The sequence below is a fragment of the Cryptosporangium sp. NPDC051539 genome (assembly GCF_044454545.1).
Taxonomy (GTDB): Bacteria; Actinomycetota; Actinomycetes; order Mycobacteriales; family Cryptosporangiaceae; genus Cryptosporangium.
The window spans coordinates 278,649-302,746 of sequence record NZ_JBITDV010000013.1 but is presented as its reverse complement, the minus strand read 5'-3'; the positions used below and the strand labels follow the sequence as shown (position 1 = coordinate 302,746).

The following is a 24,098-nucleotide window of genomic DNA, read 5'->3' as shown; positions in this document are numbered from 1 at the left end:
GCTGACCGTTTCTTTTCGCGCGGGAACTGTCTCGGCTGTGCGGTGATCGGCCGCAGGTACTCGGCGACGACCTGATCGCGGACGTCCTTGCCGCCCGCCACCGGGTCAGTGCCGCAGCGCCGCGCCCATCGGCGCGCCGTGTCGGACCGTCGAGGCGGACCCGGCACGGTGGCAGGTGACGTCGGTCGCCGGCAGGGTGCCGTTGAGCAGGTAGGCGCCGACCGTGTCGGTGATGCAGGCGTTGTCCTCCGGTCCGTAGACGACGTGCTCGAACGCGCCGGCCAGGGTGACCAGGCGGGATCCGGTCAGCTCCCGGTGCAGGTTCAGCTGCCCTTGGTAGGGCGTGCGAGGGTCGCCGGTGGAGGCCACCATCAGCACCGGGACGTTGTTGCTGATCCGGGTCGGCGGCTCGACGGGAGCGGTAGGCCAGAACGTGCACGGGGTGACGTCGCGAGTCAACGCGCCGAAGTGCGGCTCGCCGGACCGGTGCGCCTGGATATCGCGATAGTAGGTTTCCGGGTCGTGCGAGACCACCTGGTCCGCGCAGAGGATCATGTTGCTGGCACCGGCGGTGGTGTCGCTCGTCGGGCGCTGGATGAGCGCGAGGTTGGCCGCCAGCTCGTCGGTGGGGTCGACCGGGGTGCCGGCCGCCGCCGTCTTCAGCGCCACCACATCACCGGCGATGGCCGCGTAGGAGTCGTCGGTGTCGATCCGGATCGGGATGAACAGCAGTACCGGCAGCACGTGGCTGTCCACCTGGTAGGAACCGACCCGCAGCGGGGCGCGTCCGGCGGCCCGGTAGATGCCGTCCACGGTCGCGAGCACCTGGCCGACGGTCGTGCCGAGGTGGTAGGTCGCGTCCCTGGCCGCGGCCCAGCCGCCCCAGTTGCGCAGTGCCGCCTCCGTGGCCGGGCCGACCGACGGCCACAGCCCGGTGGCGTACGCGTCCGGATCGACCGAGCTGTCGAACACGAACCGGTCGACCCGCTGCGGGAACATCTGGGTGTAGACCGAACCGAGGTACGACCCGTACGACCAGCCGACGTAGGAAACCCGTGGCTCACCGAGCGCGGCCCGGACCAGGTCCATGTCCCGGGCGGTGTTGCGGGTCGACGCGAACGGCAGCAGGTCCGCGCGGCTGGCGCAGCCGGCCGCCAGGTCCCGGGCGAAGGACACGCTCTGCCGGAAGGTCTGCCGGTCCGGGCCGGCCGAGCGCAGTGGGAAGTCGGTGGGCCACCGGCAGGTCACCGGCGTGCTAGCGCCGACGAACCGGGGGTCCATGCCGATCAGGTCGTAGCGGGCGGCGACGTCGGGCAGCCCCTCCTTCAGGCCGGCGGGCAGGCCCAGCGCCGCGTCGCCGGGGCCGCCCGGGTTGAGCATCAGCACGCCGCGGCGGTGGGCCGGGTCGCTGGCCGGTATCCGCGAGAAAGCCACGGTGATGTGCCGACCGTTCGGGTGGGCGTAGTCCAGGGGTACCGCCACCCGTCCGCACTGCGCACCGGCCGCCTGCAAGCCGGCCCGCTCGGCGGGGTCGGCGACCGTCGAGCAGTCGTTCCACGCGATCGTCGGTGCCGCGTACCTGTCCGCTCCGCCGCTGACCGGCGTGGTCACGGCGCCCATGGACGGCCCGGCCGCCAGCACCCCGCTTATCGTCAGCGTCGCGCCGAACGCCGTGGCCAGCAGCCACCTTCGCCCACGCATGCGCGCTCCTCATGTGTCCATCGTGGCTGGACACGTCGTCCGGCACCCCGAGCGACGGTACGCACGGCGGTACGCCGGAACCATCGCGGTGGATCCCGTTTGTCGGGTATCGGAGGGGCTACCGCTCGGGTAGTCCTGGCGCTACCTCGGTCTGGTGTCGCCAGCGTTTGGACCCGGCTGGGGCGCAGCACGGTGTGCACCATGTCGTCGGTGATGACCGCCGGGCGACCGCAGAACCGTTGACCCACCCTCCGACACCCAACCGGCCCGGAGCCCACACGCTCCGGGCCGACTGCTTTGCCCACCCAGCCGTCCTCTGTGTCCTCGCCGTCGACGGTCACGACGCGAACTCGGCGGCACGCCTGGCGCAGGAAGCAGCCGAGTCTCGAGAATGATGGGCCGCCACCGGACGGGGCCGACGACGCCACGGGCGTGCACGGCTGGTTCTGTCACGCGAGCCGATGCGCCGGCCGTGGGTCCTCAGCCCGGCCGAATTCGATGGTCAGGTTCTCTTCGGCGGTGACTATGTCGCCGGCATACGTCGTGCGGGCTGCGGACCGAGCCTGGTGGCGATTGTTGCCCGGCCAGAAATGGCTCAGCATGAGCCGCTTGGCGCCGGCACGGGTGGCCCAACGCCCGGCTTCCTCTGCGGTGAGGAGGTTACGACTCGACTCCGGGCCGCCGCCGGGCCGGTCAGTGGCTTCCACGATGTAGAGGTCGGCATCGCGGCCGAGTTCCGCCAGGAGAGGGTCCGGACCCGTGTCCCCGGTGTACGCGAGGACGGTCCGGCCGGCACGCAGGCGTACGCCGACGTCGGGAACGTAGTGCGGTAGCGCCACGCCGGTGAGGCTCAGCGGTCCGACCTGGTACTCACCTGGCAGCTCATGAAGCGTGAACACCGCACGGAGGTCGACATCAGGTTCCAGACCGACAAGGCGGTCCAGTACTCCCGGCGGGCAGTAGAGCGGAATCGTGCGGCTGCGAGTGCGGCCGTAGAAGTGCATACGGAACAAGCCGTGAAGGTCGATGCAGTGATCGGGGTGCTCGTGGGTGATGACAACCGCGTCGACCTCTCCGTCCGGGCAGAGAGTCAGCAGGCGCGGCAGAGTGGCATAGCCCAGATCGAGAACGAGGCGGTAGCCGTCCCATTCCACCAGAAAACCGCTGCAGGCCCGGCCCGGTTCGGGGAAAGCACCACAGCCACCGAGGACAGTCACACGCCGCATCGTCACAGCATGTCAGGGTTCGAGCCTTTTCCGACCGGATTAAGTCAGATAAGTGCGCCGAAGGCGACACCAGTCGGACCAGCCCTCGCGCAACGCGCGACAACTGAATCGACGTGTCAGGCCACGGTCGAATCGCGTGCGCTCATCGGGAGATCGAAGACGACCAGCCGCTTCGCTTTGGCCCGCAGGAACTCAGCCACGACGAGATGCTCCGGATGGGGCAGGTACGCCTCGAGCGCGCCGCGGTTCTCGAAACGGATGACGAGCGCCCATTCGAACCCGTTCTCCAGCCCTTCGGAACTCACACTGCCGCCGCTCTCCACGCCCTGCGCGAGAGGCAGCGGGACGAGATGGCGATCGACGAGTTCGCTCGCCTGCCGCGAGACGGCGAGCGCATCGCTGTGCCACTCGACGAGAACGACGTGGATGATTCCCTGCACCGAAGTCATCGCAGACCTTTCGCCAACCGCTGCACATCCGCGCGGATTGGACGTGGCAGGCTTGTGCTCAGAGTAATGAGCGTCGCGGTTCGGCGTGCACCGGGCCCCGACCGTTCTCACACAGCGACTGCCGCTCTAGGCACTCTGCGCCAGGAGCGGACCCGTCCGCACCGGCGCGGAATCAGCATTTCGGCGACGGTCGTGCTGGCCGAACGACTCTTGTGGTCACACCTGACCCACTGCAATTCTCGCTAGCTGTGAGGGCCGATCGACGGGAACGACCACGTCAACCGACTGATGGGGTCACCGAACAGAGTGAGCGGCGGGACGCCCGTAGACGTAGCGACCGAGTAGAGCTTGCGATGGCGGAAATGGAAGAAACGCCTCCAACGGACGATATTGAATACGGCCCCGATCGTGACACGCGGGATATACGACTCTCCCGTGCCATCGGAGGCGGATCACCGTCCAGGATTTCGTTTGAGGTTCGTGCGGTCGGTTCTTACGGCAACTGTTCTCTTTCGGTCTCTGCTATCGGACCAACGTGATGTGACGGAGTGATGGATGGCGCGGAGGCGGAGTTCAGGGGTGCTGAGCCTGGTGGTGGAAGCGCAGCGGGCACGCCAGCGCGCCGAACAGGCGCAGCGACGCGCGTGGGAGGCCGCTCAAGCCGATCAGCAGAGGGCGTACCGGACCGCGCAGCGGGAAGCGGCGAGTGGTCACCGGGCCGCGCTGGCGGCGTATCAGAGCGCGCGCGAGGCCGAGGCCGCGCGGCAGACCGTCGAGCTACAGCAGCGAATCGAGTCGCTCGGACGAGTCTTTGCTGACGGCGCGCGGATTCCGACACCGCGCCCCGAACAATTCAGGGTGACGGCGCCGGCCATCCCGTTCGACCCGGGTGCGCTCGATCGGCCGGTGGTGATGCCCGATCCTGCTCGGTACCAGGTGGCGCCGCTGTCTGGGTTGAAGGCGATGAGCACGGCGGCGCGGCAGGAACACGCGGACCAGGTCGCGCGTGCTCGTGGTCAGCTCGAGCACGACATCAAGGTCGGACAGGCCGCGGAGGCGGAACGTCGTCGTCAGTTGGAGGCAGCGCGCCGGCAGCACCAGGCGTGGCTGTCGGCGCAGCACCAGCGAGCGGCCGACCGCAACACATGGGTGGACAACCTGGTCTCGCGGCTGCGAGCCGAGGAACCGGAGGCGGTCACGGAGTACTTCACCGCGGTTCTGTATGTCGGGGCCGGCTGGCCCGCGCAGTTTCCGCGTGCGGTGGCCGTTGACTGGGATCAGGAGGCTCGGCAATTGATCGTCGGCTGGGCGTTGCCCGGCTTCGAGATCGTTCCCGACGCTGCACGGGTGCGCTACGTCAAGAGCCACGACGAGTTCAGACGGATGTCGATGCCAGGTGGGCAGCGGTCGGCACTGTACCGGGCCGTGATTTGCCAGAGTTCCTTGCGCGTGATCTGCGAGTTGTTCCGTGCCGATCACTACGGGCTTCTGGCCTCGATCGTCTTCAACGGCTACGTAGTGGCGCTGGACCCGGCAACCGGCCAGGAAACCGAGCGGTACTTGATCACCGCGATGATCAGCCGTGAGGACGTGGCGGGTCTCCGTCTCGCCGACGTCGATGCTGAGGCGTGCCTGCGCAGGCTCCGGGCGCAGGTATCCGCCCGCGCGGAACGACTCGAGGAAGTGAGGACCGGCCGTCGGGCGGGGATCGCGGCCGCCACTATCGACGGTACGGGCGGCGCCGAATGGAATCTGCACGACATGGACCCCGGACAGTTCGAGGAACTGGTCGCCGACCTGTTCCGCGCACGGAACCTGGAGGTGACGACGACGGCACGCAGTGGGGACGGCGGCGTCGACGTGGAGGCAAGGGACCCCGACCCCCTCACTGGCGGTCTCATCCTCATCCAGGTCAAACGCTACCGGGCGACCGTCTCGCCCAGCGTCGTGCGCGACCTGTACGGCGTGGTCCAGCACCGTGGCGCGACGAAAGGGATACTCGTCACCACCTCGGGCTTCGGTCCAGGCTCCTACGAGTTCGCCCGAGGCAAGGCGCTGACTCTGATCAACGGTACCGAGTTGACCGACCTGCTGGCCCGCCACGAACTGCGACATGACGCTGCCGACCATCGTTGAACACGTCGAGCGGAGCTCCGCCCGGTGGGCGACACCCGCTGGCTGGTGCCTGGTGGTGTGGTGTTGAGGCCGGTGGCGGTGGTCACGGTCGGCGGCTCGCGGAGAACGGATTTTCGGGCAGGTCCAGCTGTCAGGCCGGTGGTCGAGACCCAGAGCCAGACTGGTTTCGGGATAGCGCAGGAGGGCAGGTGGTCGACGTCCAGGAGGATCGCGGTGCCTTCGAGGATCGGCAGGTCCGGGCAGCCGGCCCAGGCCCCGCGGCGGGTCAGGCGCGGGTGCAGCCGGTCGCAGGTTCCGGCGGCCGTTCGGGCGGGCCGAACTCCCCGGTCAAACCCGTATTTACCGGGCGCTAAGAAACGTGAAGCATCGGCAGCAGCACGGCGTCGACCAGCATCGTCCGTTCGGGTTCGGCCGGTGGCTGTCCGTGAAGCAGCGTCGTGGTGAAGAGGTGCGCGACGGTGATCCGCAGTGCCAACGGCCCGAGTCCTGGGTCTACCCGTTCTCCCCGGGCGGCGGCGTTCTCGCAGATCACGGCGGCGTCGACGGCGCAGCGGTCCTCTATTTGAGCGCGGATCAGGTCACGCAGGTTGGGGTCCTCCCGCACGGCTTCGGTGAGGCTCAGTAGCGACGTGCGTGAGCCGCCGTGCAGCGCGAGCACGATAGCTTCAACGGTCGCGATCAGGTCTGAGCGCAGGCTGCCGGTGTCGGCGATCCGTGGGACCGACCCCTCCGACTGACGCCGCAACGCCTCGGCGACGAGCTCGGCCTTATTGGGCCAGCGCCGGTAGACGGTCATCTTCGACGCCCGGGCCCGAATCGCGATCGCGTCCACCGACGCACGGCTGTAGCCGACCTCTTCGACCAGTTCCAGCGCCGCGTCCAGGATCGCGTCGGTCCGCGCCTGTCCGCGCCGCGGCGAAACCTCACGTTGAACCATCGCCTGCCCTCCCGTTGGCCGTTGACATTGTGAACGATACTGTATCGTTCACTTATCAGCCACCACTCGCGGAGCACACCATGCTTGTTGAGCCGTTTCTGCTCTCCATCCCGGAAGCCGACCTCGTCGACCTGCACGAACGCTTGGCCCGGGTGCGGTGGCCCGACCGGGAGACCGTCGAGGGCAACCAGCAAGGCCCCCAGCTGACCCGGCTGCAGGAACTGGTCGCCCGGTGGCGTGAGGGCTACGACTGGCGACCCACCGAGCACCTACTCAACGGACTCGGCCAGTACCGCACCACCATCGACGGCCTCGAAATCGCCTTCCTGCACGTCCGCTCGCCCGAGCCCGGCGCCGTACCCCTGCTGATGACCCACGGCTGGCCCGGCTCGGTCCTGGAGTTCCGCCACGTCATCGGCCCTTTGACCGACCCCGCCGCCCACGGCGGTGACCCCGCCGACGCGTTCCACCTCGTGCTGCCGACCCTGCCGGGCTTCGGCTTCACCCAGCACCCGGCCGGGCCCGGCTGGAACCTCGCCCGCACTGCCGAGGCCTGGATCGAACTCATGGACCGCCTCGGCTACCCCGAGTACTTCGCTCAAGGCGGCGACCTAGGTGCCGGGGTCACCGACGAGATCGCCGCGCGGAACCCCTCTGGGCTCAGGGGCATCCACCTGAACTTCGCGATGTTCCGGCCGACGCCCGAAGAGCACGCCGAAGCCACCGCGGCCGAAAAACAGATGCTCGCCGACGCCGACTACTTCTGGGCCAACCTCTCCGGTTACGCCGCCGAACAATCCACCCGGCCCCAGACGATCGGCTACTCCCTGGCCGACTCCCCCACCGGACTGGCCGCCTGGATCTACTCCCTGATCCAGGACACCGCCGGCACGGTCCCGCCGCTGGATGAGGTACTCGACAACATCATGCTGTACTGGCTGCCCAACAGCGGCACCTCGGCCGCGCGGATGTACTGGGAAATGGTCCAGGCCCACTGGTCGTCCCCGGCCGGCATCGAGCACCCCATCACCGTCCCGACCGGCGTCGCCATGGCGCCCCGCGAGCACGTTCGCAAATCCGAACGCTGGGTCGCCCGCCGCTACACCAACCTGGTCCACTTCGCAGAGCTGCCAGAAGGCGGCCACTTCACTGCGTGGGAACAGCCACACCTTTTGGTCGACGACCTCCGCACGACCTTCCGGGGCCTGCGGTGACCACCGTCGCACTCCCGATGCGGACGATCCCTCGACCTACAACGGCCTGACCGGCACGGTCCTTCCCCGGCCGTCGACGCCGACCAGACGAACATCGGGCAACTCTCGCAGAAGCACACCGGCGGGCCTTATCGCGGCTACGCCGGGGACGCACGAGCACGCGTGCTGCTGACCATCCGCGCCTCGTCACGGTGGAGGGCAACGTCAACCGCATCAAGAAGCTCAAACGACAGATGTATGGACGAGCCGGATTCGACCTCCTCCGCAAGCGAGTCCTGCTGACCGGCCGATGAGCGGCACCCGTCACGAAAGCTCCCTGTTGTTGCCGCGCGGCAAGCTGGTCGACATGATCGACGACCACGCGAAGGACTTCCTGCACGGCCGGCTCACGACGATCCGTGAGGCGCTGGTCTGGAAGCTCGACGCTCTGTCCGAGTACGACGTCCGGCGTCCCCTGACCGCGACGGGAACCAATCTCCTTGGCCTGGTGAAGCATATGGCGACCTGCGAGGCCTGGTATTTCGGTGAGGTGTTCGGTCGCCCGTCCCCCGAGCCGCTGGGCAGATGGCAGGACGCTGACGGCAGCGACCTGTGGGCGACCCCGGACGAGACACGCGAACAGATCATCGGCTTCTACCAGCGTGCCTGCACGCACGCAGACGCGACGATCGGAGAACTTCCCCTCGACGCGGCCGGCCACGTTCCGTGGTGGCCGCGCCCCGACGTCACGCTGTTCGGCGTCACTATCCACGTCCTTCAGGAGACCACCCGGCACGCCGGGCACGCTGACATCCTGCGCGAGCAGCTCGACGGCCGGACCGGGCTGAGGGCCGAGTACGAGGAAAAGAGCGACACGGCGGCCCGCGCAGCCCATCGCGCGACGATCGAGCGGGCAGCGCAGGCAGCGGCGGCCCTGACCGGCTGATCGACATGCTCACGTTCACTCACCGGCGACTGCTACTGATCGGCCGATGAGCGGCATCCGACACGAAAACTGAACCAGAAACCACGTCTCGCGAACACAACCCTCCGATGTCCTGGTGCGCGGTGGTCTGCGCTGCCTCGGTCGTTTGTCGTCCTCGGGGTGGCGATCGGCGGTTATAGCGAGGTGGCGGTACTACTCGTCTGTGGTGCCGCGGCGATGGCGTGCTTGCTTGTCGGTGTGTACCGGGCTGACACCGTCGCCCGGCACGTGGGCGACCCCGCTGAGGACGTCTGCGGCCCGGCTGATGGCATCCGGAGTAGCTACTACTTTGGGAAATCTCGGCGTCGCGACCCTGGTTGATCTAGCGGAGCATGCGCATACTGATCGCTGTGTCCATTCTGGTAACTCGGTTCGGCGGCCCGCTGTGATCATCCGCAGTCTTCGAGAGGTGGACTCGGCCGAACCCCTCCTTCGCCTGGCCGAGGCCGCTATCGGCGGGGAATCGGTCGGACACGTCTCGGCCGAGGGATATCGCGCGGGTCAGGCTGCGCGGAGGTACCGCCCGGAGTGGACGTGGATCGCGCACGCCGAGGGTCATGTCGTGGCGCGGGCGGTTTGGTGGGGTCGGCCCGACAGCGATCGGCCGTTGCTGCTGGACTGTCTGTGGGTGGACGGCTCGGGCGGCGATCAGGTGGCGATAGCCGCTGAGTTACTCGTTGCGGCGCATCGCCGCTTCGGCGAGAGCGGATGCGGATTGCCCGAGGCGTTTCGGATGTCCGTGCCGAACGGCTGGCGGACCGATGAGACCGTCCGGGACGCGGTGACGTGGCGTCAGCAGGCCGCCGCAGCAGTCGGCTTTACCCACGTGGTGGAACGACTGCAGTTCGAATGGACGCCGGCCGCCGGTGTACCGGAGGCGGACAGCCGGCTTGAATTCCGGGCGGAGCCGGACGACGAGAACATGCTGGAGATCTTCCGCCGCGTCGGTGACGGCAGCCTAGATGCCCAGACCCGTAAGAACCGCTCACGGATGAGTCCGCAGGACGTGGCCCGCCAGGAGATGGCGTTTTACCTCGCCGCGCCGGGCGAACGCGACTGGTGGAGGGCGGTGTACCGGCCAGATGGTGCCCTAGCGGGGCTCGCGATTCCCTCGGCGACCTCCGAAAACCCGAACGTCGGATACCTCGGAGTGGTGCCCGAGATGCGGGGACGGGGATACGCGCGAATGATTCTCGACGCGATCACCCGCAGTCATGCCGGTAGAGGCGCGACGCGAGTCACCGCAACTACCGACAGGGACAACGTCCCGATGGCCAGGGCATTCCAGCAATCGGGATACCGCAATACCGAGACCCGCTTACTGCTCTCCGCCCCGTAAATCCGGGGCTGGATGCTCAACCGCGCGGACGCCAGGTCGCGGGAACACTCCGCATAGGCCTCGACCGCAGCCGCAGCCGCATGTGTGGCTTACGCGGCATACCTGGTTCGCATCCGCGTCTCGACCACTGCTCTCCATCGTATGGCCGGCGGCACTAGCGGGCCGCTCTGCGATCTCGGGGCGGAATTTCTCCGTCGCCGTCCTACAGCAGACCACGTAGCGACGGGAGGCGTCGTCAGATGACTTGGGCCTGTGGGCACTAGCAGGAAGAACCAGGGGTCGCCGGCGCCCACTGATGACACGGCACTTCAACCTTCGAGATGGTGCACGTCGCCGCCAAGCCAACTATCTCTTGGGCCCCGGCAATGAACAGAATTGATGCCGCATCGCGAAAAGTTCGCCCAGTGCGGAAGACATCATCAACCAGGATGATCCGGCGACCACTGACGCTACTCGGATCCACATCGAGCGTAAGGGAGCCCGTTGACCTCGACAGGGGAATCAAGGGCTTTCCCACTGCTCGGCCCAGCATCGCGCCGAGTTCATCGCTGTAGCTATGTTCGGTTCCGGGTACGGCAACCACAGCCTCCGCAGTCTTGTAAGCGTCCACATGACGGACGACCGTAGTCATCTTGGCCACGAGCTCTCTTATACCGGGAGGGTTTGGCCTGCGATTCGTGACGTATTTCTCGCTGACAAGTGTGCGCCCGATCGCCGTGAGGTCGCCTGCCGCAGTCCGATGGTAATCAAGCGCGATGAGGGGGACACCAAGGGTTCGCTGATCTTGTTCCGGTGAGTCGTTCTCTTTTGTGCGGCAGACGAGAACGAGACTTCCCACCGACGAGAGTGGCTGGCGCAAGCTACTCCAGCAGTGCGCTCTATCGACACAACCGCACGCATTGGAATTGTCTCTCCGCGCCGAGGCGGTGTACCTTTCAACGATATCCACTCGAGTTCGGGTATCACCATCGAGCGACAGGGCGGCGCGCAGCGAGATCAGGCGTCGACGGGCGCGAGTGAGGTCCGTGTATGCGGCATTCCTCGCGACGACCTCGGCGATCTGATCCAGAATATCCCGGATCTCTTCAGGGAACCTCTTCTGCTCTTCCAGCAAGGTCCCATAGATCAGCGACCGAGTACGTCCCGACCGTTCGAATACCGATGCCAGACACAACGCCTGAAGTTCTTGAATACTCGGCGCCTTTTTGTCGTTTCGAATTCGGATGGCAGCTACCGCCGCCTCCTCCTTTTCTCCCTTGATTATCTCCGCCAGCGACTCCTTCCGGCGGCCGGCTATGTACTGGCGTAGGCTGAGGGTAATGCTAAGCGCGGCGAAAAGTACCGTCAGCGTATTGATCAGCTTGATCGTGTCGTCAAGGCTCATTTGTCGCCCTTTGGCCGTAGAGCGCGAATTTGATTGCCTGTATTACTCCATTGTCTCGTGGTCGGTGAACCGTGAAAAGGGGCCGAGCGATCAGCCGTCGACTCGGCCATTTCATGCGAAACGAGTCTGTTGCCGGGGCACGGGCGAAAGTCTGCCGACAATTGCTGATTGTCTGGCGCTGGAGCCCAATGGCGTGGCCGAGCGCTCTCCGTCGAACGCCTCTGGCGGTGGGACAACGAATCGGGCCCAACGCGGGCGCTTCGTAGGCCCGGTTCGTTGTCCGGCCGGCGACACGATCGCTCCTGTTGCCGCGTCCGGTGCGTTGCGGGTTTCAGCTGGCGAGGGCGGCCAGGGACGTGGTCTTCGAAGGCGTCGCCGACTGTGGTTTCGGCGCCGGTCATCACGGACGTGGTCCTGAGAGAACGGCATGCGGAAGGGCTGCCGGGTCAGCCCGGAACCCGGTTCCTGCCCGGCCCGGCAGGCCCCCGAAGACAGAGATCTGATTCCGCCGCCGGGCCGGCGCGTAGATGACCGCGACCGTCGTGAAGACGCCGGCCAGGGGACAGCGCTCAGGACGAGGCGTGGATCCGCAGGCCGTGGACGAAGAGCACGGGCACGCCTCGGGTGGTCATCAGGAGCGGAAGAACGCGAGGAGATCGGCGTTGATCGTCTCGGCCTCGGTCGTCGGCATCCCGTGCGGGAAGCCCGGGTAGGACTTCAGCGTGCCGTTCTTCACCAGTTCGGCCGTGTGCGGCGCCGTGTTCGCGTAGACGACGATCTGGTCGTCCAACCCGTGCATGACGAGTACCGGCACCGTGACTTTCCGGAGGTCGTCGGTGAAGTCGACCCGCGAGTACGCGTGGATCTCGTCGTAGTGCGCCTTGGCCGAGCCGTTGAGGGCCTGGCGGCACCAGTTCTGGATGATGGCTTCGGACGGCTTCGCGCCGGGGCGGTTGTAGCCGAAGAACGGCCCGGACGCGACCTCGCGGTAGAACTCCGCGCGGTTCGCGGCCACTCCGGCCTGTTGCTCGTCGAACACCGACTGTGGCAGACCGATCGGGCGCCCCTCGTCCTGCATCACGTAGGGCGTGACGGCCGAGATGAAGACCGCCTTGGCCACCCGCTCCTCGCCGTGCCGGCCGAGGTAGCGGGCGACCTCGCCGCCGCCGGCGGAGTGTCCGACGTGGATGGCGTCGCGCAGGTCGAGCTGGGCGGTCAGCGCAGCCAGGTCGTCGGCGTAATGGTCCATGTCGTGGCCCTCGCTGACTTGCGCGGAGCGGCCGTGACCTCGCCGGTCGTGGGCGATCACGCGGTAGCCGTGCCGCAGGAAGAACAGCATCTGGGTGTCCCAGTCGTCCGACGACAGCGGCCAGCCATGGCTGAAGACGATCGGCTGGCCCGATCCCCAGTCCTTGAAAAAGATCTCCACGCCGTCCGTGGTGGTGATCGTGGGCATGCTGTCCTCCCGGGTTGGAACTGACGAGCGATATCGGGAGTGAACTCCGGGCGAGGGGAATTCGGCTGAACGGACGGCCGAGCGGGATTCAGTGGCCGTCCACCGGGAGGCTCGCGAGCACCTCGTCGGCGCGACGGGCGAACAGCAGCACGCCGCGTTCCCGCGACACCTCCCGAGCCCGTTGCGCGGCGGCCCGCACGAGAGAGCCGGGCTCTCCGCGGGCCTGGAGCAACCGTGCCCGCAGAACGAGCAGCCAACACTCGGAGAAGCGCTGCCCGTAGACGGTGAAGAACGACTCGGCGTGGTCGATCGCCGCGCCGGCGCCGTCCAGATCACCGGCGGCCATCCGGATCTCGGCGAGCATCGCCTGCCACAGCATGAATCGGGGACGCGGGGGATCCAGCAGGTTCTCGGCGATCAGGTCCCATGCCTCGGCCGCCGCGCCGGCGGGATCTTGCCCCGTCACGGCGCGCCCCCAGCAGCGCCCCAGCCGCTGATACGTCCCGAGGAAGCGGAAGGAGAACTCCGGGTCGGCGGCGATACCTCGCTCGGAGCTGAGCAGCGCCAGCACCGGATCGCCCACGAGTGCTCCGATCCGCGCCGAGAAGGCCGACCAGAGCGTGATCAGGTACCGATCGGCACCCATCTCGGACTCCATCGCGTCGAGCAGCGTCCGTGCTCCGTCCGGGTTTCCTCGCAGCGCGGTGATCTCGGCGTGCAACCCCGTGATGTTGCGGTTCAGGTCGTACCGGAGCGTGTGCTGATCGCGCGGTGCCAGGCTGGCGCGCAAGATCGGGAGCGACTCGGCGATCAGCTGCGCCCCCTCGGTGAAGTTGCCGATCGCGGTCTGCCGGATACCCCACGCGTGGACGCCGTAAGCCCGGACGACGGGCTCGTCGGACGCCCGCCCCTGGTCGCGCAGTTGACGCGCGAGCCGGTCGGCGAGCTGCATGTCGCTGCCCTGGGCGTGGACCACCCAGCGGCTGAACAGGTAGTCGGTGGCCTCGAGCTCCCGGCCGAGACCGCGCGCGACGTGCTCGGCGCGCTCGAGCCAGCTCAGCGACCCGATCCCATACATCTGGCGCGTGCCGGCGATGGCGATGAGTTCGGAGAGCGCGGCGAGCTCCGGTTCCAGGAGGCCCGCTGTCCTCGCGATCTGCGCTGCTGCCAGGAGGTGTCGCTCGGCGGCGTCGAGAGCGACCTTCGCGGCCGCGTTCCGGCCTGCCCGGATGAGCGCGTCTGCGGTGCGCGTGGGATCGGCGAGCGGGCCGGCGGACCAGAGGTGGTGAGCGAGGCGCTCGGCGATGAACTCGTGTGGCGCGTCGGCGCGCTCGAGCGCGTCGGCGACGCGGTGGTGCAGACGCGAAGCCCGGAGCGGCGGGGTGCTCTCGGTGACGGACTCCCGCACGAGGTCGTGGGCGAAGCGGTACGAGTACGGATCCTCGGGAGCGGTCGAGAGCATCCCGAGGGCTTCGACCGGCTCCAGGAGCTCGAGGCAGGTGCGGACGTCGAGACCGGAGGCATCGGCCAGCAGCCGGAAGTCGACGCCGCGGCCGATGAGCGCGGCGATTTGGAGCAGATCCCGGCTGCTGTCGGGCAGACCGGCCATGCGGTCGCGGACCACGTCGCGCACGGTGGCGGGCACTCCCCCGGGCTCCGGCGCCGGTCCGGCCGCCGTCGCGCCACCGGCGAGCAGCCGGGCGAGTTCCCGGACGTAGAACGGGTTGCCCCCGGTCCGGACGTGGAGCGCCTCCGCCGCGTCGACGCCGGGCGCCCGTCCGGTCTCGCGCTGGACGAGTTCGGCGACCGCGGACCGGTCGAGCGGGCCGAGACGGATCCGGCGGTGCCCCGGCACCCGGCTGACCCCGGCCAGCATTCGGGTCAGGTCCGAGCCCGGTACCGGCGCATGCGTGCGGAACGCTCCGGCCAGGAGAGTGCCTGCGGGGAGCCGGGCCGCGAGGTGCCCGAACAGTGTCAGCGAAGCGACGTCGCCCCACTGCAAGTCGTCAACGATCAGCACCAGCGGACGGCGGGCCGCGAGCTCAGCGGAGAGCGCGACGACCAGCTCGAACAGGCGGAACTGCGCGGCGCTGTCCGGCAGCGCCACCGAGCCGATGGCATCGGCGTGCGGCCGCACGAGACGGCCGAGCTCGCTGTCCCGCCACTTCTCCCGGACGTCGTCCGGCAGTGCGTCGAGGATCGCGGCCACCGCCCGGATCCACGGCCACATCGACGGCGCCCCGCCGCCCTCGAGGCAGTGACCCCACACCACCAGTGCACCGCGACGCTCCGCGCCGGCCGCGACCTCCTCGACCAGACAGGACTTGCCCACGCCGGGTTCGCCCTCCACGACGATCACCCCGGTGCCACCGGACAGCGCCGATTCGGCGCTCCGCGCCAGGACCGCCAGCTCGTCGGCCCGGCCGACCAGGCCGGAGATCCGCGCTGCCTGCCCGTCCGGCTCGCCGGCACGCAGCGTGGGCACATCCGGGCGTCGACCGCCCAGCCGCTGCGCCGCGGCCCGCAGCGCAGGACCCGGATCGATCCCCAGCTCATCGGCGAGACGCCCCCGGACGCTATCGAGCTCCGCCCGTGCGTCGGCCTCCTGCCCCGCCGCGGCTAGCGTCGTGACGAGCGCGGCCCGTACCGGCTCGTGCAGCGGGCCCATCCATGCCGCCAGCCGGAGCGACGGCAGTACCTCCCGCGGCCGATCCAGGCTCGTGGCCAGGTCGGCGGCCTCCACGCAGGCGGTGAAGAAGTCGTCGTCGAGCGCCGCGAAGAGCTGACGCGCCGCCGGGGTCTCGGCGAGCCCACCCCCGGTGGGGCCCCGCCAGCGACGTACGGCCTCCAGGAAGTGATCGAGCGCCTCGGCCTCTCGCATCTCCTCCCGGGCGAGGCGCGCGGCTTCCGACGACGCGCGGAACTCGGCGACGTCCACGAGAGCCCGATCGGTGACGAACGCGTACCCGGCGCCGCGGCGCCGTAGGTAGGTGCCGTCCTCGCGCGGAGCCAGCTCCGGCTCGAGTGTCCGGCGCAGCGCGCTGACGTACTGCTGCACGACGTTGACCGCGGTCGGCGGCACCTCCTCACCCCACAGGAGGTCGACGAGTCCGCTGACGCTGACCGGCTGGCCGGCCCGGGCCAGGAGGACCGCGAGGAGGAGACGTTGTCTGCGGGGGCCCGGATCCACCTGGACGCCGTTCCGTTCGATCCGGACCGGGCCCAGGACCGCCAGGCGCAGCCTCGCCATCAGGCGTGTCCCGGCCGCGCGTCCTCACCGGTGAACTGCTCGGCCCGGCGGGCGAAGAGATGCGCCCCGCGCTCGGCGGAGAGGGCCCGCGCCCGTTCCGCGGCCTCCCGGACGACCACCTCCGGCGCGCCGCGAGCCCGGAGCAGCCTCGCCCGCAGGAGGAGGATCAGGCCCTCGGAGTAGCGCTGCCCGTACGTGTCGAGATAGTGGCCGGCGTGGTCGAGGGCCGCCGTGGCTTCCTCGAGATCCCCGGCGGCCATGCGCATCTCGGCGAGCAGCCCGAACCAGGTCGCCACGCAGGAGCGGGTCGGATCGAGCAGGTTCCGGGCGATGAGGGCACGCACCTCGGCCGCGGCGCCCGCCGGGTCCTGCCCCGTCAGCGCCCGCCCCCACCCCCGCGCCAGCCTCTGGTAGGTGCCGAGAAAGACGAACGAGAAGTCCGGGTCGGCGTCGATGCCCCGCTCGGCCACCTCGATCGCCCACAGCGGATCGCCGGCGATCGTCGCCGTCCGCGCCGCCATCGTGGCCCAGATCGACGTCGCGTAGCGATCGCCCTCGGCGGCGGCGGCGAGCCTGGCGAGGATCTCCCGCGCTCCGCCGACGTCCCCGTGCAGGGCGGTCACCTCGGCCAACATCCCGGTGGCCAGCCACTGCAGGTCGTGGCGGAGCGGATTGTGCTTCCGGCCCTCGAGCCCGTCGACCATCGTCCGGTACGAGAGCGCGAGGAAGTGGAATCCTTCCTCGACGTTGCCGGTCGACCACTGGTGGATGCCCCACGCGTTGAGACCGTAGGTGCGGACGAGCGGGTCGCCGGACGTCTCACCCAGCCCGCGCAGCCGCAGAGCCAGCGGCCGAGCGCGATCGAACTGGATGGCCTGGGCGTATACCACCCAGTGCGTGAAGAGCAGGTCGGCGGCCTCCAGCTCGCGGCCGAGAACCCGGGCGAGGGCCTCGGCGCGTTCGAGCCGGCCGAGGGTGGTGGTGCCGTACATCGACCGCATGCCGGCGATCGTGATGAGGTGGGAGAGCGCCGCGAGCTCGAGTTCGGGGAGAGCGGCTCCCCGGGCGATCCGGGCGGCGGACTCGAGGTGTCGCTCGGCGGCCTCGAGGGCGAATTTGGACGTCGCGTAGCGGCCGGCGTGGACGAGCGCCTCCGCGGTGCGCGCGGGGTCGGCGAGCGGACCCGCGGCCGAGAGGTGATGGGCGAGTCGTTCGGTGACGTCGTCGCGCGGCCCGCGGGTGAGCTCCAGGGCGTCCGCCACCCGCAGGTGCAGGCGGGGCAACGTCAGCGGAGGTGTGCTCCCGGCGATCGACTCGCGCACCAGGTCGTGGGAGAAGCGCACGGAGAACGGGTTGTCGGGTACCGGCCTGAACAGGCCGAGCGCATCCACGGGCTCCAAGCGGTGCAGGCACGCCGGGACGTCGATCCCCGCAACCCGCGCGAGCAGTCCGACGTCGACCTCACGGCCGATGAGCGCCGCGATCCGGAGCAGGTCACGGGTGTCGCCGCCGAGCCCGGCCAGGCGGTTCCGGACGACGTCCCGGACCGTGGCGGGCACCTCCGCCACCGATCCGCCCGACGAGAGGCCACCGTTGACGGCGAGCAGCCGCGCGAGTTCACGGACGAAGAACGGGTTCCCCGCGCTGCGGGTGTAGATGTTCTGGGTGACCGCGACGGAGACCTCCGGACCGGCCTCCTGACGGACGATCTCAGCGGCTTCGCCCCGGGTGAGCGGGCCCAGCCGGATGCGTCGGTGCCCGGGTACCCGGCTGACCCCGGCGAGCACCCGGGTCAGGTCCGAACCGGGTACCGGCGCGTGCGTCCGCAGCGCCCCGCACAGCGCCGTGCCGGCCGGCAGGTGCCGGGCCAGGTAGCCGAACAACTCCAGCGAGCCCGCGTCGCCCCAGTGCAGGTCGTCGATGACCACCACGAGCGGCCGTCGTGCCGCGGCGTCACCCACGAGGGAGACGACGCGTTCGAAGAGACGGAAACGCGCATCGCTCTCCGGGAGCAGCGGCGCGTCGAAGGCCTCGTGCTCCGGCTCCAGCAGGCGACCGAGCTCGGTGGCGAGCCACTGCGCCCGCGTGGTGGCCTGCCGGCCATCGAGCAGGGTGCTCGCCACCCTGATCCACGGCCACATCGACGGTGTTCCGTCACCGTCCAGGCACTGACCCCACACCACCGACGCTCCGCGGCCGGTCGCGTCCGCGGCGGCCTCCTCCAGCAGGCGGGTCTTGCCCACGCCGGGCTCACCCTCGACGACGACCGAACCGGTACCGCCGGACAGCGCCTGCTCCACGGCGGAAGTCAGCACCTCCCCCTCCTCGACCCGCCCGATCAGCGCCGACGCGGACGGCTCGCCGACGCCTGCGCTGCCCGGCCGTGCCGCCGGCGTCGCCGCCCGCTCCAGCGCGTGCTCGTGCGCGTGCCGCAGTGCCGAGCCGGGGAGGACACCCAGCTCGTCGGCGAGGCGCGCCCGCACCGCGTCGAACGACACCAGCGCCTCGGCATGCCGGCCTGCCGCGGCCAGCGTCGTGACGAGTGCGGCCTGCACCTCCTCGTGCAGCGGGGCCATCGCGGCGGCCAGCCAGAGCGGCCGGAGCACTCGTTCCGGACAACCCAGCGGGACCGCGAGCCCGACCGCGTCCCGGCATGCCGCGAAGAACTCCTCGTCGAGCCCGGCGAAGAGCGCCGCGGCGGCCGCACCGTGCCGGACGCCGTCTCCGGCGGGTCCGCGCCAGACCTCCAGTGCCGACGCGTAACTCTCGAGGGCCGCGGTGCGGTCGGGCTCGGCCCGGGCAGCCGCGACGCGGGCACGGAAGTCGACGACGTCGAGGGTGCCCTGGCCGGCGACGAACACGTATCCGTCGTCGCGGCGCCGCAGGTAGCTGCCGTCGCGCCGCGGAGGGAGGCCGGGCTCGAGCGCGCGCCGCAGCGCGCCGACGTAGCGCCGGACCGTGTTGACGGCGCTGCCCGGCGCGCCGTCGCCCCAGATCAAGTTGATCAACTCGGCCGTACCGACCGCCCGGCCCGCGCGGGCCAGCAGGACGGCCAGCAGGGCGGCTTGCTGCGCGGGGCCGGTCTCCAGCTCGACACCGTGCCGCCAGATCCGGAGCGGACCGAGTATCTGCAGACGCAGCGTGCCGTCCGACGGCGTCCGGGGGCCGTCGGTCGACGAGGGGGATCCGGTCCGCACCGCCAAGCCTGGCCTACCTCTGAGTCACGGTGAGCTCGCCCGCGTGGGCACCGGGGTGGGGGTGGAGCGAGGCCGATTAGACCGCAGGTGCCACGCGGGCGCCATCCTCCGAGCGTGCGCCATATCGACGTCACCCTCCCGCGGGCAGCTACCGTTCAGACACCGAGGATGTTGTGGTCCGGGCCGAAGGGGAATCTCGTGATGTTCTCGGCGGTGTCCTCGCCGACCACGAGAATGTCGTGTTCCCGGCACCCCCCGGCACCGGGTTGGCCCTCGGGGACCATGATCATCGGCTCCATCGACACCACCATGCCCGGCTCCAGGACGGTGTCGATGTCCTGGCAGACGGCACCAAGCTTGATCAGTTCGAGTCCCCGGCGGTGCACGCGCACGTTGACGTCCCACAGGCGCAGGTGCTCGTCCCTGGGTGTCCCCAGAACAGGGTCCGTTCCAGGGCGGTGTAATAGCCGGCGATCATCGGGAAGCAGTTCAGCGACAGGATGTCCCCGCGCTGGACCCGCCGTGACGTGGCCCAGTTGTGGGCGCCGTCGGTGTTGACGCCGGACTGGAACCAGACCCAGGTGTCGCGGAGCTCCGCGTCCGGGAAGGTCGCGGCGATCTCCCGGATCATCGCGTTGGAGCCGGCGATCCCGACCTCGTACTCCGGGACGCCGTCGCCGATCGCCTCCACTACCGCGGCGCCACCGAGGTCGGCGATCCGGGCGCCGTGCGTGATCAGGTCGATTTCCTCGGCCGATTTGACCATCCGGTGGCGCATGACGGATTGCGAGACGTCGAGGAACGCGAATCCGGGCAACGCATCGGTCAGCTGAGCTCGCAGCAAGCCGGGCAAGTGGTCGTCCTCGACACCGAGGCGGCCTGACGTGACACCGGCCCGCTGCAGCACGGTGGTGATCGCGTGCAGGTAGTTGTCGCGCCGCCAGTCGGTGTAGACGACGTTGTCACCGTAGCTTCGCCGCCACGGCTGGCCGGCGTCGATGTTCGCCGAGATCGTCGTGTGCGATGCGGTTCGCGCTCGACAGCTGGTTCGCCGTCCGTCTGGCGAAGCGCGGGCGGCGATGTCGGCCAGCGTGGTCACCCACATGCCGGGCAGGGATTTGACCTGTTCGATCAGCCGCTCGAGCGCGACCGCGCGGGACGGGCGGCCGGAGAGGAAGGGATGGTTGGTCAGCACGAAACATCCGCCCTGCGCGTGCCGGGCCTGTGCTTCCAGCAGCCACATCTCGCCGGCCTTGGCCGGGCTCTCGATCACCCCGCTGCCGGTCCAGCCGGGGTGGAACGCGTACTGCTCCCAGTCGTCCAGGGCCCATTCCACCGGGATCTCGACGAGCGTTTCGGACGAGCCGGGTTCGATGACGAAGCGGTAGGGCGCGTCGCCGTCGAGCAGGCTGGAGTCGTAGTGGAAGCCGCGCTCGGCCAGCAGGGCCGGGCTGTCCCAGTTCAGCTCCCACCAGGGCGCCCGGTAGCCGACGGGGACGACGCCGGACAGCGCCTTCAGCCCGCGGTCCAGGAAGCCGGCTTCGGTGTCGCGGTCGATGCCCTGCATGGGTTCGTGCAGGTAGCCGTGGTGGCTGTCGTTGCCGGCGGACGAGGTGATCACCGGATTCATCGACGAACACCTCGGCGACCTCCGCAACCTGACCTCGGCCAAGCAGGCCGTACTACTCGAGACGCTCTCGACGTACTTCCGGCACCTGGGAAGCAAGACCGACACCGCCGCGGCGCTGCGTCTCCAACGGCAGAGCCTCTACCAGCGACTCGACAAGGTCTTCGAAACCATCGGTGAGGTACCGGCCGGGTCCGACCGGCTCGCCGGGCTGTTGCTCGCAGTGGAATTCGAACGCGCCCGGCGGCAACTCCGGCGCTAGCGGCCGGACCGCGTGCCGACCCCACGTGGCAGGTGTGGTCGGCCCGGACGCCTGCCCGACGTGCTCCGGTGCACGTTCCAGCTCGGCGACGGCAGCGAACTCTCGCTCCTCGACGAGGCGGGCGTAGCCGTGCAGAACGTCGGTGATCGCGACGCGGCCGGTGAATTCGTCGAGGGTCACCGTCGCTCCTCCGGCGCGGCCACCGGCCGGTACGTGACGTAGGTGAGGCCGGCCCCGAGCGGACGGGACTCGACCAGTCGCAGCGGTTTCGGATCGCTGGTCTCTCCGAAGAGGCGTTCACCGGCTCCGAGGACGACCGGGAAGACGACGAGCCGCACCTCGTCCACCAGGTCGTGTTCGAGAAGCGCTCGTCCGAGCTGGTAGCTGGCGTAGACGAGAATCTCGCCGTCGACGCGCCGCTTGAGCGCCGACACCTCCTCGGCGACGTCACCCCGCAGGACTGTGCCGTTTTTCCAGGCGGGCTGTTCGAGGGTCGAGGACACGACGTACTTCGGCATGCTGTTGAGCCGGTCCGCCCACACGCCGCTCCGGGACGACCACCGCGTGGCGAACCAGGCGTCGGTGCGCCGGCCCAGCAACAGCGCTTCGGCGTTCAGCGCCTCGTCGGTCTCGAGCGCGGCCCACGTCGGCAGGTCGTCGCCTCCGAACCGGTCGAACCAGCCGCCGAGGCGGAAACCTTCCTTACCGTCCGGGTCCTGAACGACTCCGTCGAGCGTGGAGTTCGTCGCGATCACGATCGTTCCCATACCGGGTTCTCCTCCGTCGTGCTGTCGGCTAGCACTGGGGAAGACACCGCGACGCCGGAAAAAGGGGCGCGACCGGCCGACGGGCGCGGTTGGCGGCTCCAGCATGATCACTCGGGCAGCGCTGCTAAGTTCCACGCATGTCGCAGGAGCCCGACCGGATCGATCCCATCCTCGCGTATCTCAAAACCCTCGATCCGAGCCGTGACCTGCAGGCCAAGGCGGTGGCGATGCGCCTGCGCCGGGCGGCCCACTACGTCGACACGAAGATTCGCCGCGAACTCGCCGACGCCGACATCGAGGTCTGGGAGCTGGAGCTGCTGTCCACGCTGCTGCGCAAAGGCGGATCCCTTCCGGTCAGCCAGCTACAGGACGCCGCTCAGCTCACCCCCGGTGCGATCACTCACCGCATCACACGGCTCGAACGCGCCGGCCACGTCACCCGCGGGATCGACCTGGACGACCGCAGGCAGATCATCGTGACGCTCACCGACGAGGGGCGCACCCACGCCGCGAAGGTCATCGACGCCAACGACCACGCCCAGCGCGCCACGCTGGAACAGGTCGATCCCGCGATCCTGGATCGGCTCGCGGACGATCTGCGGACGTTCCTGATCGCGGTCGAGGGCCCTGATCCCTGGTCGTGAGGTCATGAGCCGCCCCGGCGCGGCACTTCCACGGCGACGAGAAACGTCCTGAGGTCGTCGGCCAGACGCAGGAGGATGGCCGGATCCATCCGGTCCAGGGTCGCCCGCTGCGCCTGGTCGTTGGCCTCGATGACCTCCCCGGCGTGGGTACGCCCGCCCTCGGTCAAGCTGACGATCACTTGGCGCCGGTCGTCCGGATCGATGGTGCGAGCCACGTGGCCGACGCGTTCCAGCCGTGTGATGCGGTTGGTGATCGCACCCGGGGTGAGCTGAGCGACGTCCTGCAGCGTGCCGATCGGGACACGTCCGCCCTCCCGCAGCAGCGTGGACAGCAGCTCCATCTCCCACAGATCCATCTGCAGCGGTGTGAGGCGGCGCCGGATCTCGGTGTTGACGTAGTGGGCCGCCCGGCGCAGGCGCATCGCCACCGCCTTGGCCAGTAGGTCGCGTCCCGGCTCCACTTCCCGAAGGTAGGCCAGGATCTCCTCGACCCGGTCCGGCAACGGATCTGGCATCACACCTCCCCAGCATCTACGCTGCATCAGCGCTATATATTTTAGCGTCAAATATTTTACCAAGATTAGCATCCGTTGAAGGAGTCGCCGTGAGGAGTGCCCTCTACGACGAGCTCGACCTCAAACTCCTCCATGCGCTCCAGATCGACGGCCGCGCGCCCTTCAACCGCATCGCCGAAGTTCTCGACGTGTCCGACCGGACCATCGCCCGGCGGTACGCCCGGCTCCGGGCGACCAATCGAGTGAAGGTGACGTGCCGGACCGACTCCCAGCGCGTCGGCGAGACCCTGTGGTTCGTCCGCGTTCGCTGTGCCTTACCCGGGGCCCGCGAAATCGGCGATGCGCTCGCTCGCCGGGCCGACACCTCCTGGGTGAAGGTGATCTCGGGCGGAACCGAGATCGTCGCGACCGTCCGCGCTCCTCACGACGGCGGCGAGCCGCTGCTGCTGGATCGGCTGCCGCGCACACCACAGGTGCTCGAGGTCAGCGCGAACAGCCTGCTGCACATCTTCCAAGGCGAGTCGCAGAGCTTCCTCGACGCGCTCACCGCCGAGCAGGTGGATCAGCTGCGGCCGGAAGCCGGCCCGGAGCGGCACATGGACCTCAGCGAGGACGATCTGCGCCTGATCGGCCTGCTACGCCGGGACGGGCGGACGGACCTCGCGGCACTCGCCGCGGCCACCGGCCACTCGACGGCGACGCTGCGACGGCGCCTGACCGAGCTCCGGTCGAGCGGAGTCCTCTACTTCTACGTCCGCCTCGACTTCCGGGATCTCGGCATGACGAGCCAGACCATGCTGTGGCTGTCCGTTGCTCCGGACCACATGGTCGCCGTGGGCGAGGCGCTGGCACAGCATCCCGAGGTCGTCTTCGCCGCCGCAACGACCGGCTCGACCAACATCTACGCGGTCGTGATGGTCCCCGACTCGTCGTCGCTCTTCGGCTACCTGTCGGGTCGGGTGCCGGCGCTGCCGGCGATTCACCGGATCGAGACCGCACCTGTCCTCGAAAACCTCAAGATCCTGTGAAC

Annotated in this window: 17 protein-coding genes and 2 pseudogenes; 7 read left to right on the top strand and 12 right to left on the bottom strand. The window is 69.2% G+C overall.

What is annotated here, in order from left to right:
- Positions 1 to 105: 105 nt before the first annotated feature.
- The 3 genes from ACIBZJ_RS35145 to ACIBZJ_RS35135 form a co-directional block, all read right to left on the bottom strand.
- Positions 106 to 1,701, bottom strand: a complete 1,596-nt coding sequence (locus ACIBZJ_RS35145; RefSeq protein WP_395937487.1) for an alpha/beta hydrolase — start codon at positions 1,699 to 1,701, stop codon at positions 106 to 108.
- 449 nt (positions 1,702 to 2,150) lie between these two features.
- Positions 2,151 to 2,927 carry an MBL fold metallo-hydrolase gene (locus ACIBZJ_RS35140; RefSeq protein ID WP_395937485.1) on the bottom strand — a complete coding sequence of 259 codons (777 nt, stop codon included), beginning with the start codon at positions 2,925 to 2,927 and terminating at the stop codon, positions 2,151 to 2,153.
- A 116-nt stretch (positions 2,928 to 3,043) separates the two neighbouring features.
- Entirely contained in the window at positions 3,044 to 3,376 is a 333-nt protein-coding gene (locus ACIBZJ_RS35135; RefSeq protein ID WP_395937483.1) for a Dabb family protein, read from the bottom strand.
- 579 nt (positions 3,377 to 3,955) lie between these two features.
- On the opposite strand from ACIBZJ_RS35135, the gene ACIBZJ_RS35130 reads away from it, so the two are divergent.
- A complete protein-coding gene (locus ACIBZJ_RS35130; protein ID WP_395937481.1) occupies positions 3,956 to 5,512 on the top strand; it encodes a restriction endonuclease in 1,557 nt (518 codons plus the stop codon).
- A 349-nt stretch (positions 5,513 to 5,861) separates the two neighbouring features.
- On the opposite strand, the gene ACIBZJ_RS35125 is transcribed toward ACIBZJ_RS35130, so the two are convergent.
- Positions 5,862 to 6,449, bottom strand: coding sequence for a TetR/AcrR family transcriptional regulator (locus ACIBZJ_RS35125; RefSeq protein WP_395937479.1), 588 nt, complete (start codon positions 6,447 to 6,449; stop codon positions 5,862 to 5,864).
- A gap of 80 nt (positions 6,450 to 6,529) precedes the next feature.
- Here ACIBZJ_RS35125 and ACIBZJ_RS35120 point away from each other — a divergent pair, with 80 nt between their 5' ends.
- The 3 genes from ACIBZJ_RS35120 (at position 6,530) to ACIBZJ_RS35110 (ending at position 9,966) form a co-directional block, all read left to right on the top strand.
- Positions 6,530 to 7,663 carry an epoxide hydrolase family protein gene (locus ACIBZJ_RS35120; protein ID WP_395937478.1) on the top strand — a complete coding sequence of 378 codons (1,134 nt, stop codon included), beginning with the start codon at positions 6,530 to 6,532 and terminating at the stop codon, positions 7,661 to 7,663.
- 346 nt (positions 7,664 to 8,009) lie between these two features.
- Positions 8,010 to 8,588: a DinB family protein gene (locus tag ACIBZJ_RS35115; RefSeq protein WP_395937525.1), complete on the top strand. Its 579-nt coding sequence runs from the start codon at positions 8,010 to 8,012 to the stop codon at positions 8,586 to 8,588.
- A gap of 448 nt (positions 8,589 to 9,036) precedes the next feature.
- Positions 9,037 to 9,966: a GNAT family N-acetyltransferase gene (locus ACIBZJ_RS35110; protein WP_395937476.1), complete on the top strand. Its 930-nt coding sequence runs from the start codon at positions 9,037 to 9,039 to the stop codon at positions 9,964 to 9,966.
- 259 nt (positions 9,967 to 10,225) lie between these two features.
- On the opposite strand, the gene ACIBZJ_RS35105 is transcribed toward ACIBZJ_RS35110, so the two are convergent.
- The 6 genes and pseudogenes from ACIBZJ_RS35105 to ACIBZJ_RS35080 form a co-directional block, all read right to left on the bottom strand.
- Positions 10,226 to 11,350 (bottom strand): phosphoribosyltransferase, encoded by a 1,125-nt coding sequence (locus ACIBZJ_RS35105; protein WP_395937474.1) that lies wholly within the window; start codon positions 11,348 to 11,350, stop codon positions 10,226 to 10,228.
- 631 nt (positions 11,351 to 11,981) lie between these two features.
- Positions 11,982 to 12,806: an alpha/beta fold hydrolase gene (locus ACIBZJ_RS35100; protein WP_395937472.1), complete on the bottom strand. Its 825-nt coding sequence runs from the start codon at positions 12,804 to 12,806 to the stop codon at positions 11,982 to 11,984.
- A gap of 88 nt (positions 12,807 to 12,894) precedes the next feature.
- A complete protein-coding gene (locus tag ACIBZJ_RS35095; RefSeq protein WP_395937470.1) occupies positions 12,895 to 16,056 on the bottom strand; it encodes an ATP-binding protein in 3,162 nt (1,053 codons plus the stop codon).
- Positions 16,056 to 19,253: an ATP-binding protein gene (locus tag ACIBZJ_RS35090; RefSeq protein WP_395937468.1), complete on the bottom strand. Its 3,198-nt coding sequence runs from the start codon at positions 19,251 to 19,253 to the stop codon at positions 16,056 to 16,058. The genes ACIBZJ_RS35095 and ACIBZJ_RS35090 overlap by 1 nt, the downstream gene beginning before the upstream one ends.
- Positions 19,254 to 19,408: 155 nt before the next feature.
- A pseudogene (locus tag ACIBZJ_RS35085) lies at positions 19,409 to 20,277 on the bottom strand (M24 family metallopeptidase); the annotation flags it as partial.
- A 42-nt stretch (positions 20,278 to 20,319) separates the two neighbouring features.
- Positions 20,320 to 20,847: pseudogene (locus ACIBZJ_RS35080) on the bottom strand (polysaccharide deacetylase); the annotation flags it as partial.
- A gap of 19 nt (positions 20,848 to 20,866) precedes the next feature.
- Here ACIBZJ_RS35080 and ACIBZJ_RS35075 point away from each other — a divergent pair.
- On the top strand, positions 20,867 to 21,142 hold the full coding sequence (locus ACIBZJ_RS35075) for a helix-turn-helix domain-containing protein (protein WP_395937466.1): 276 nt from the start codon (positions 20,867 to 20,869) through the stop codon (positions 21,140 to 21,142).
- A gap of 176 nt (positions 21,143 to 21,318) precedes the next feature.
- Here ACIBZJ_RS35075 and ACIBZJ_RS35070 read toward each other — a convergent pair whose 3' ends face one another.
- Entirely contained in the window at positions 21,319 to 21,909 is a 591-nt protein-coding gene (locus tag ACIBZJ_RS35070) for a dihydrofolate reductase family protein (RefSeq protein WP_395937464.1), read from the bottom strand.
- Positions 21,910 to 22,046: 137 nt separating this feature from the next.
- Between ACIBZJ_RS35070 and ACIBZJ_RS35065 the strand changes: the two genes are divergently transcribed.
- A complete protein-coding gene (locus tag ACIBZJ_RS35065; protein WP_395937462.1) occupies positions 22,047 to 22,553 on the top strand; it encodes a MarR family winged helix-turn-helix transcriptional regulator in 507 nt (168 codons plus the stop codon).
- A gap of 2 nt (positions 22,554 to 22,555) precedes the next feature.
- Here ACIBZJ_RS35065 and ACIBZJ_RS35060 read toward each other — a convergent pair whose 3' ends face one another.
- Positions 22,556 to 23,068: a MarR family winged helix-turn-helix transcriptional regulator gene (locus tag ACIBZJ_RS35060; RefSeq protein WP_395937460.1), complete on the bottom strand. Its 513-nt coding sequence runs from the start codon at positions 23,066 to 23,068 to the stop codon at positions 22,556 to 22,558.
- Positions 23,069 to 23,157: 89 nt separating this feature from the next.
- Between ACIBZJ_RS35060 and ACIBZJ_RS35055 the strand changes: the two genes are divergently transcribed.
- Positions 23,158 to 24,096, top strand: a complete 939-nt coding sequence (locus ACIBZJ_RS35055; protein WP_395937458.1) for an Lrp/AsnC family transcriptional regulator — start codon at positions 23,158 to 23,160, stop codon at positions 24,094 to 24,096.
- Positions 24,097 to 24,098 lie beyond the last annotated feature (2 nt).

What these genes read in the sequence shown, in the direction of transcription:
- ACIBZJ_RS35145 (WP_395937487.1), bottom strand. Translation starts at nt 1,701, where the DNA reads ATGCGTGGGCGAAGGTGGCTGCTGGCCACGGCGTTCGGCGCGACGCTG.
- ACIBZJ_RS35140 (WP_395937485.1), bottom strand. Translation starts at nt 2,927, where the DNA reads ATGCGGCGTGTGACTGTCCTCGGTGGCTGTGGTGCTTTCCCCGAACCG.
- ACIBZJ_RS35135 (WP_395937483.1), bottom strand. Translation starts at nt 3,376, where the DNA reads ATGACTTCGGTGCAGGGAATCATCCACGTCGTTCTCGTCGAGTGGCAC.
- ACIBZJ_RS35125 (WP_395937479.1), bottom strand. Translation starts at nt 6,449, where the DNA reads ATGGTTCAACGTGAGGTTTCGCCGCGGCGCGGACAGGCGCGGACCGAC.
- ACIBZJ_RS35120 (WP_395937478.1), top strand. Translation starts at nt 6,530, where the DNA reads ATGCTTGTTGAGCCGTTTCTGCTCTCCATCCCGGAAGCCGACCTCGTC.
- ACIBZJ_RS35115 (WP_395937525.1), top strand. Translation starts at nt 8,010, where the DNA reads ATGATCGACGACCACGCGAAGGACTTCCTGCACGGCCGGCTCACGACG.
- ACIBZJ_RS35105 (WP_395937474.1), bottom strand. Translation starts at nt 11,350, where the DNA reads ATGAGCCTTGACGACACGATCAAGCTGATCAATACGCTGACGGTACTT.
- ACIBZJ_RS35100 (WP_395937472.1), bottom strand. Translation starts at nt 12,806, where the DNA reads ATGCCCACGATCACCACCACGGACGGCGTGGAGATCTTTTTCAAGGAC.
- ACIBZJ_RS35095 (WP_395937470.1), bottom strand. Translation starts at nt 16,056, where the DNA reads ATGGCGAGGCTGCGCCTGGCGGTCCTGGGCCCGGTCCGGATCGAACGG.
- ACIBZJ_RS35070 (WP_395937464.1), bottom strand. Translation starts at nt 21,909, where the DNA reads ATGGGAACGATCGTGATCGCGACGAACTCCACGCTCGACGGAGTCGTT.
- ACIBZJ_RS35065 (WP_395937462.1), top strand. Translation starts at nt 22,047, where the DNA reads ATGTCGCAGGAGCCCGACCGGATCGATCCCATCCTCGCGTATCTCAAA.
- ACIBZJ_RS35060 (WP_395937460.1), bottom strand. Translation starts at nt 23,068, where the DNA reads ATGCCAGATCCGTTGCCGGACCGGGTCGAGGAGATCCTGGCCTACCTT.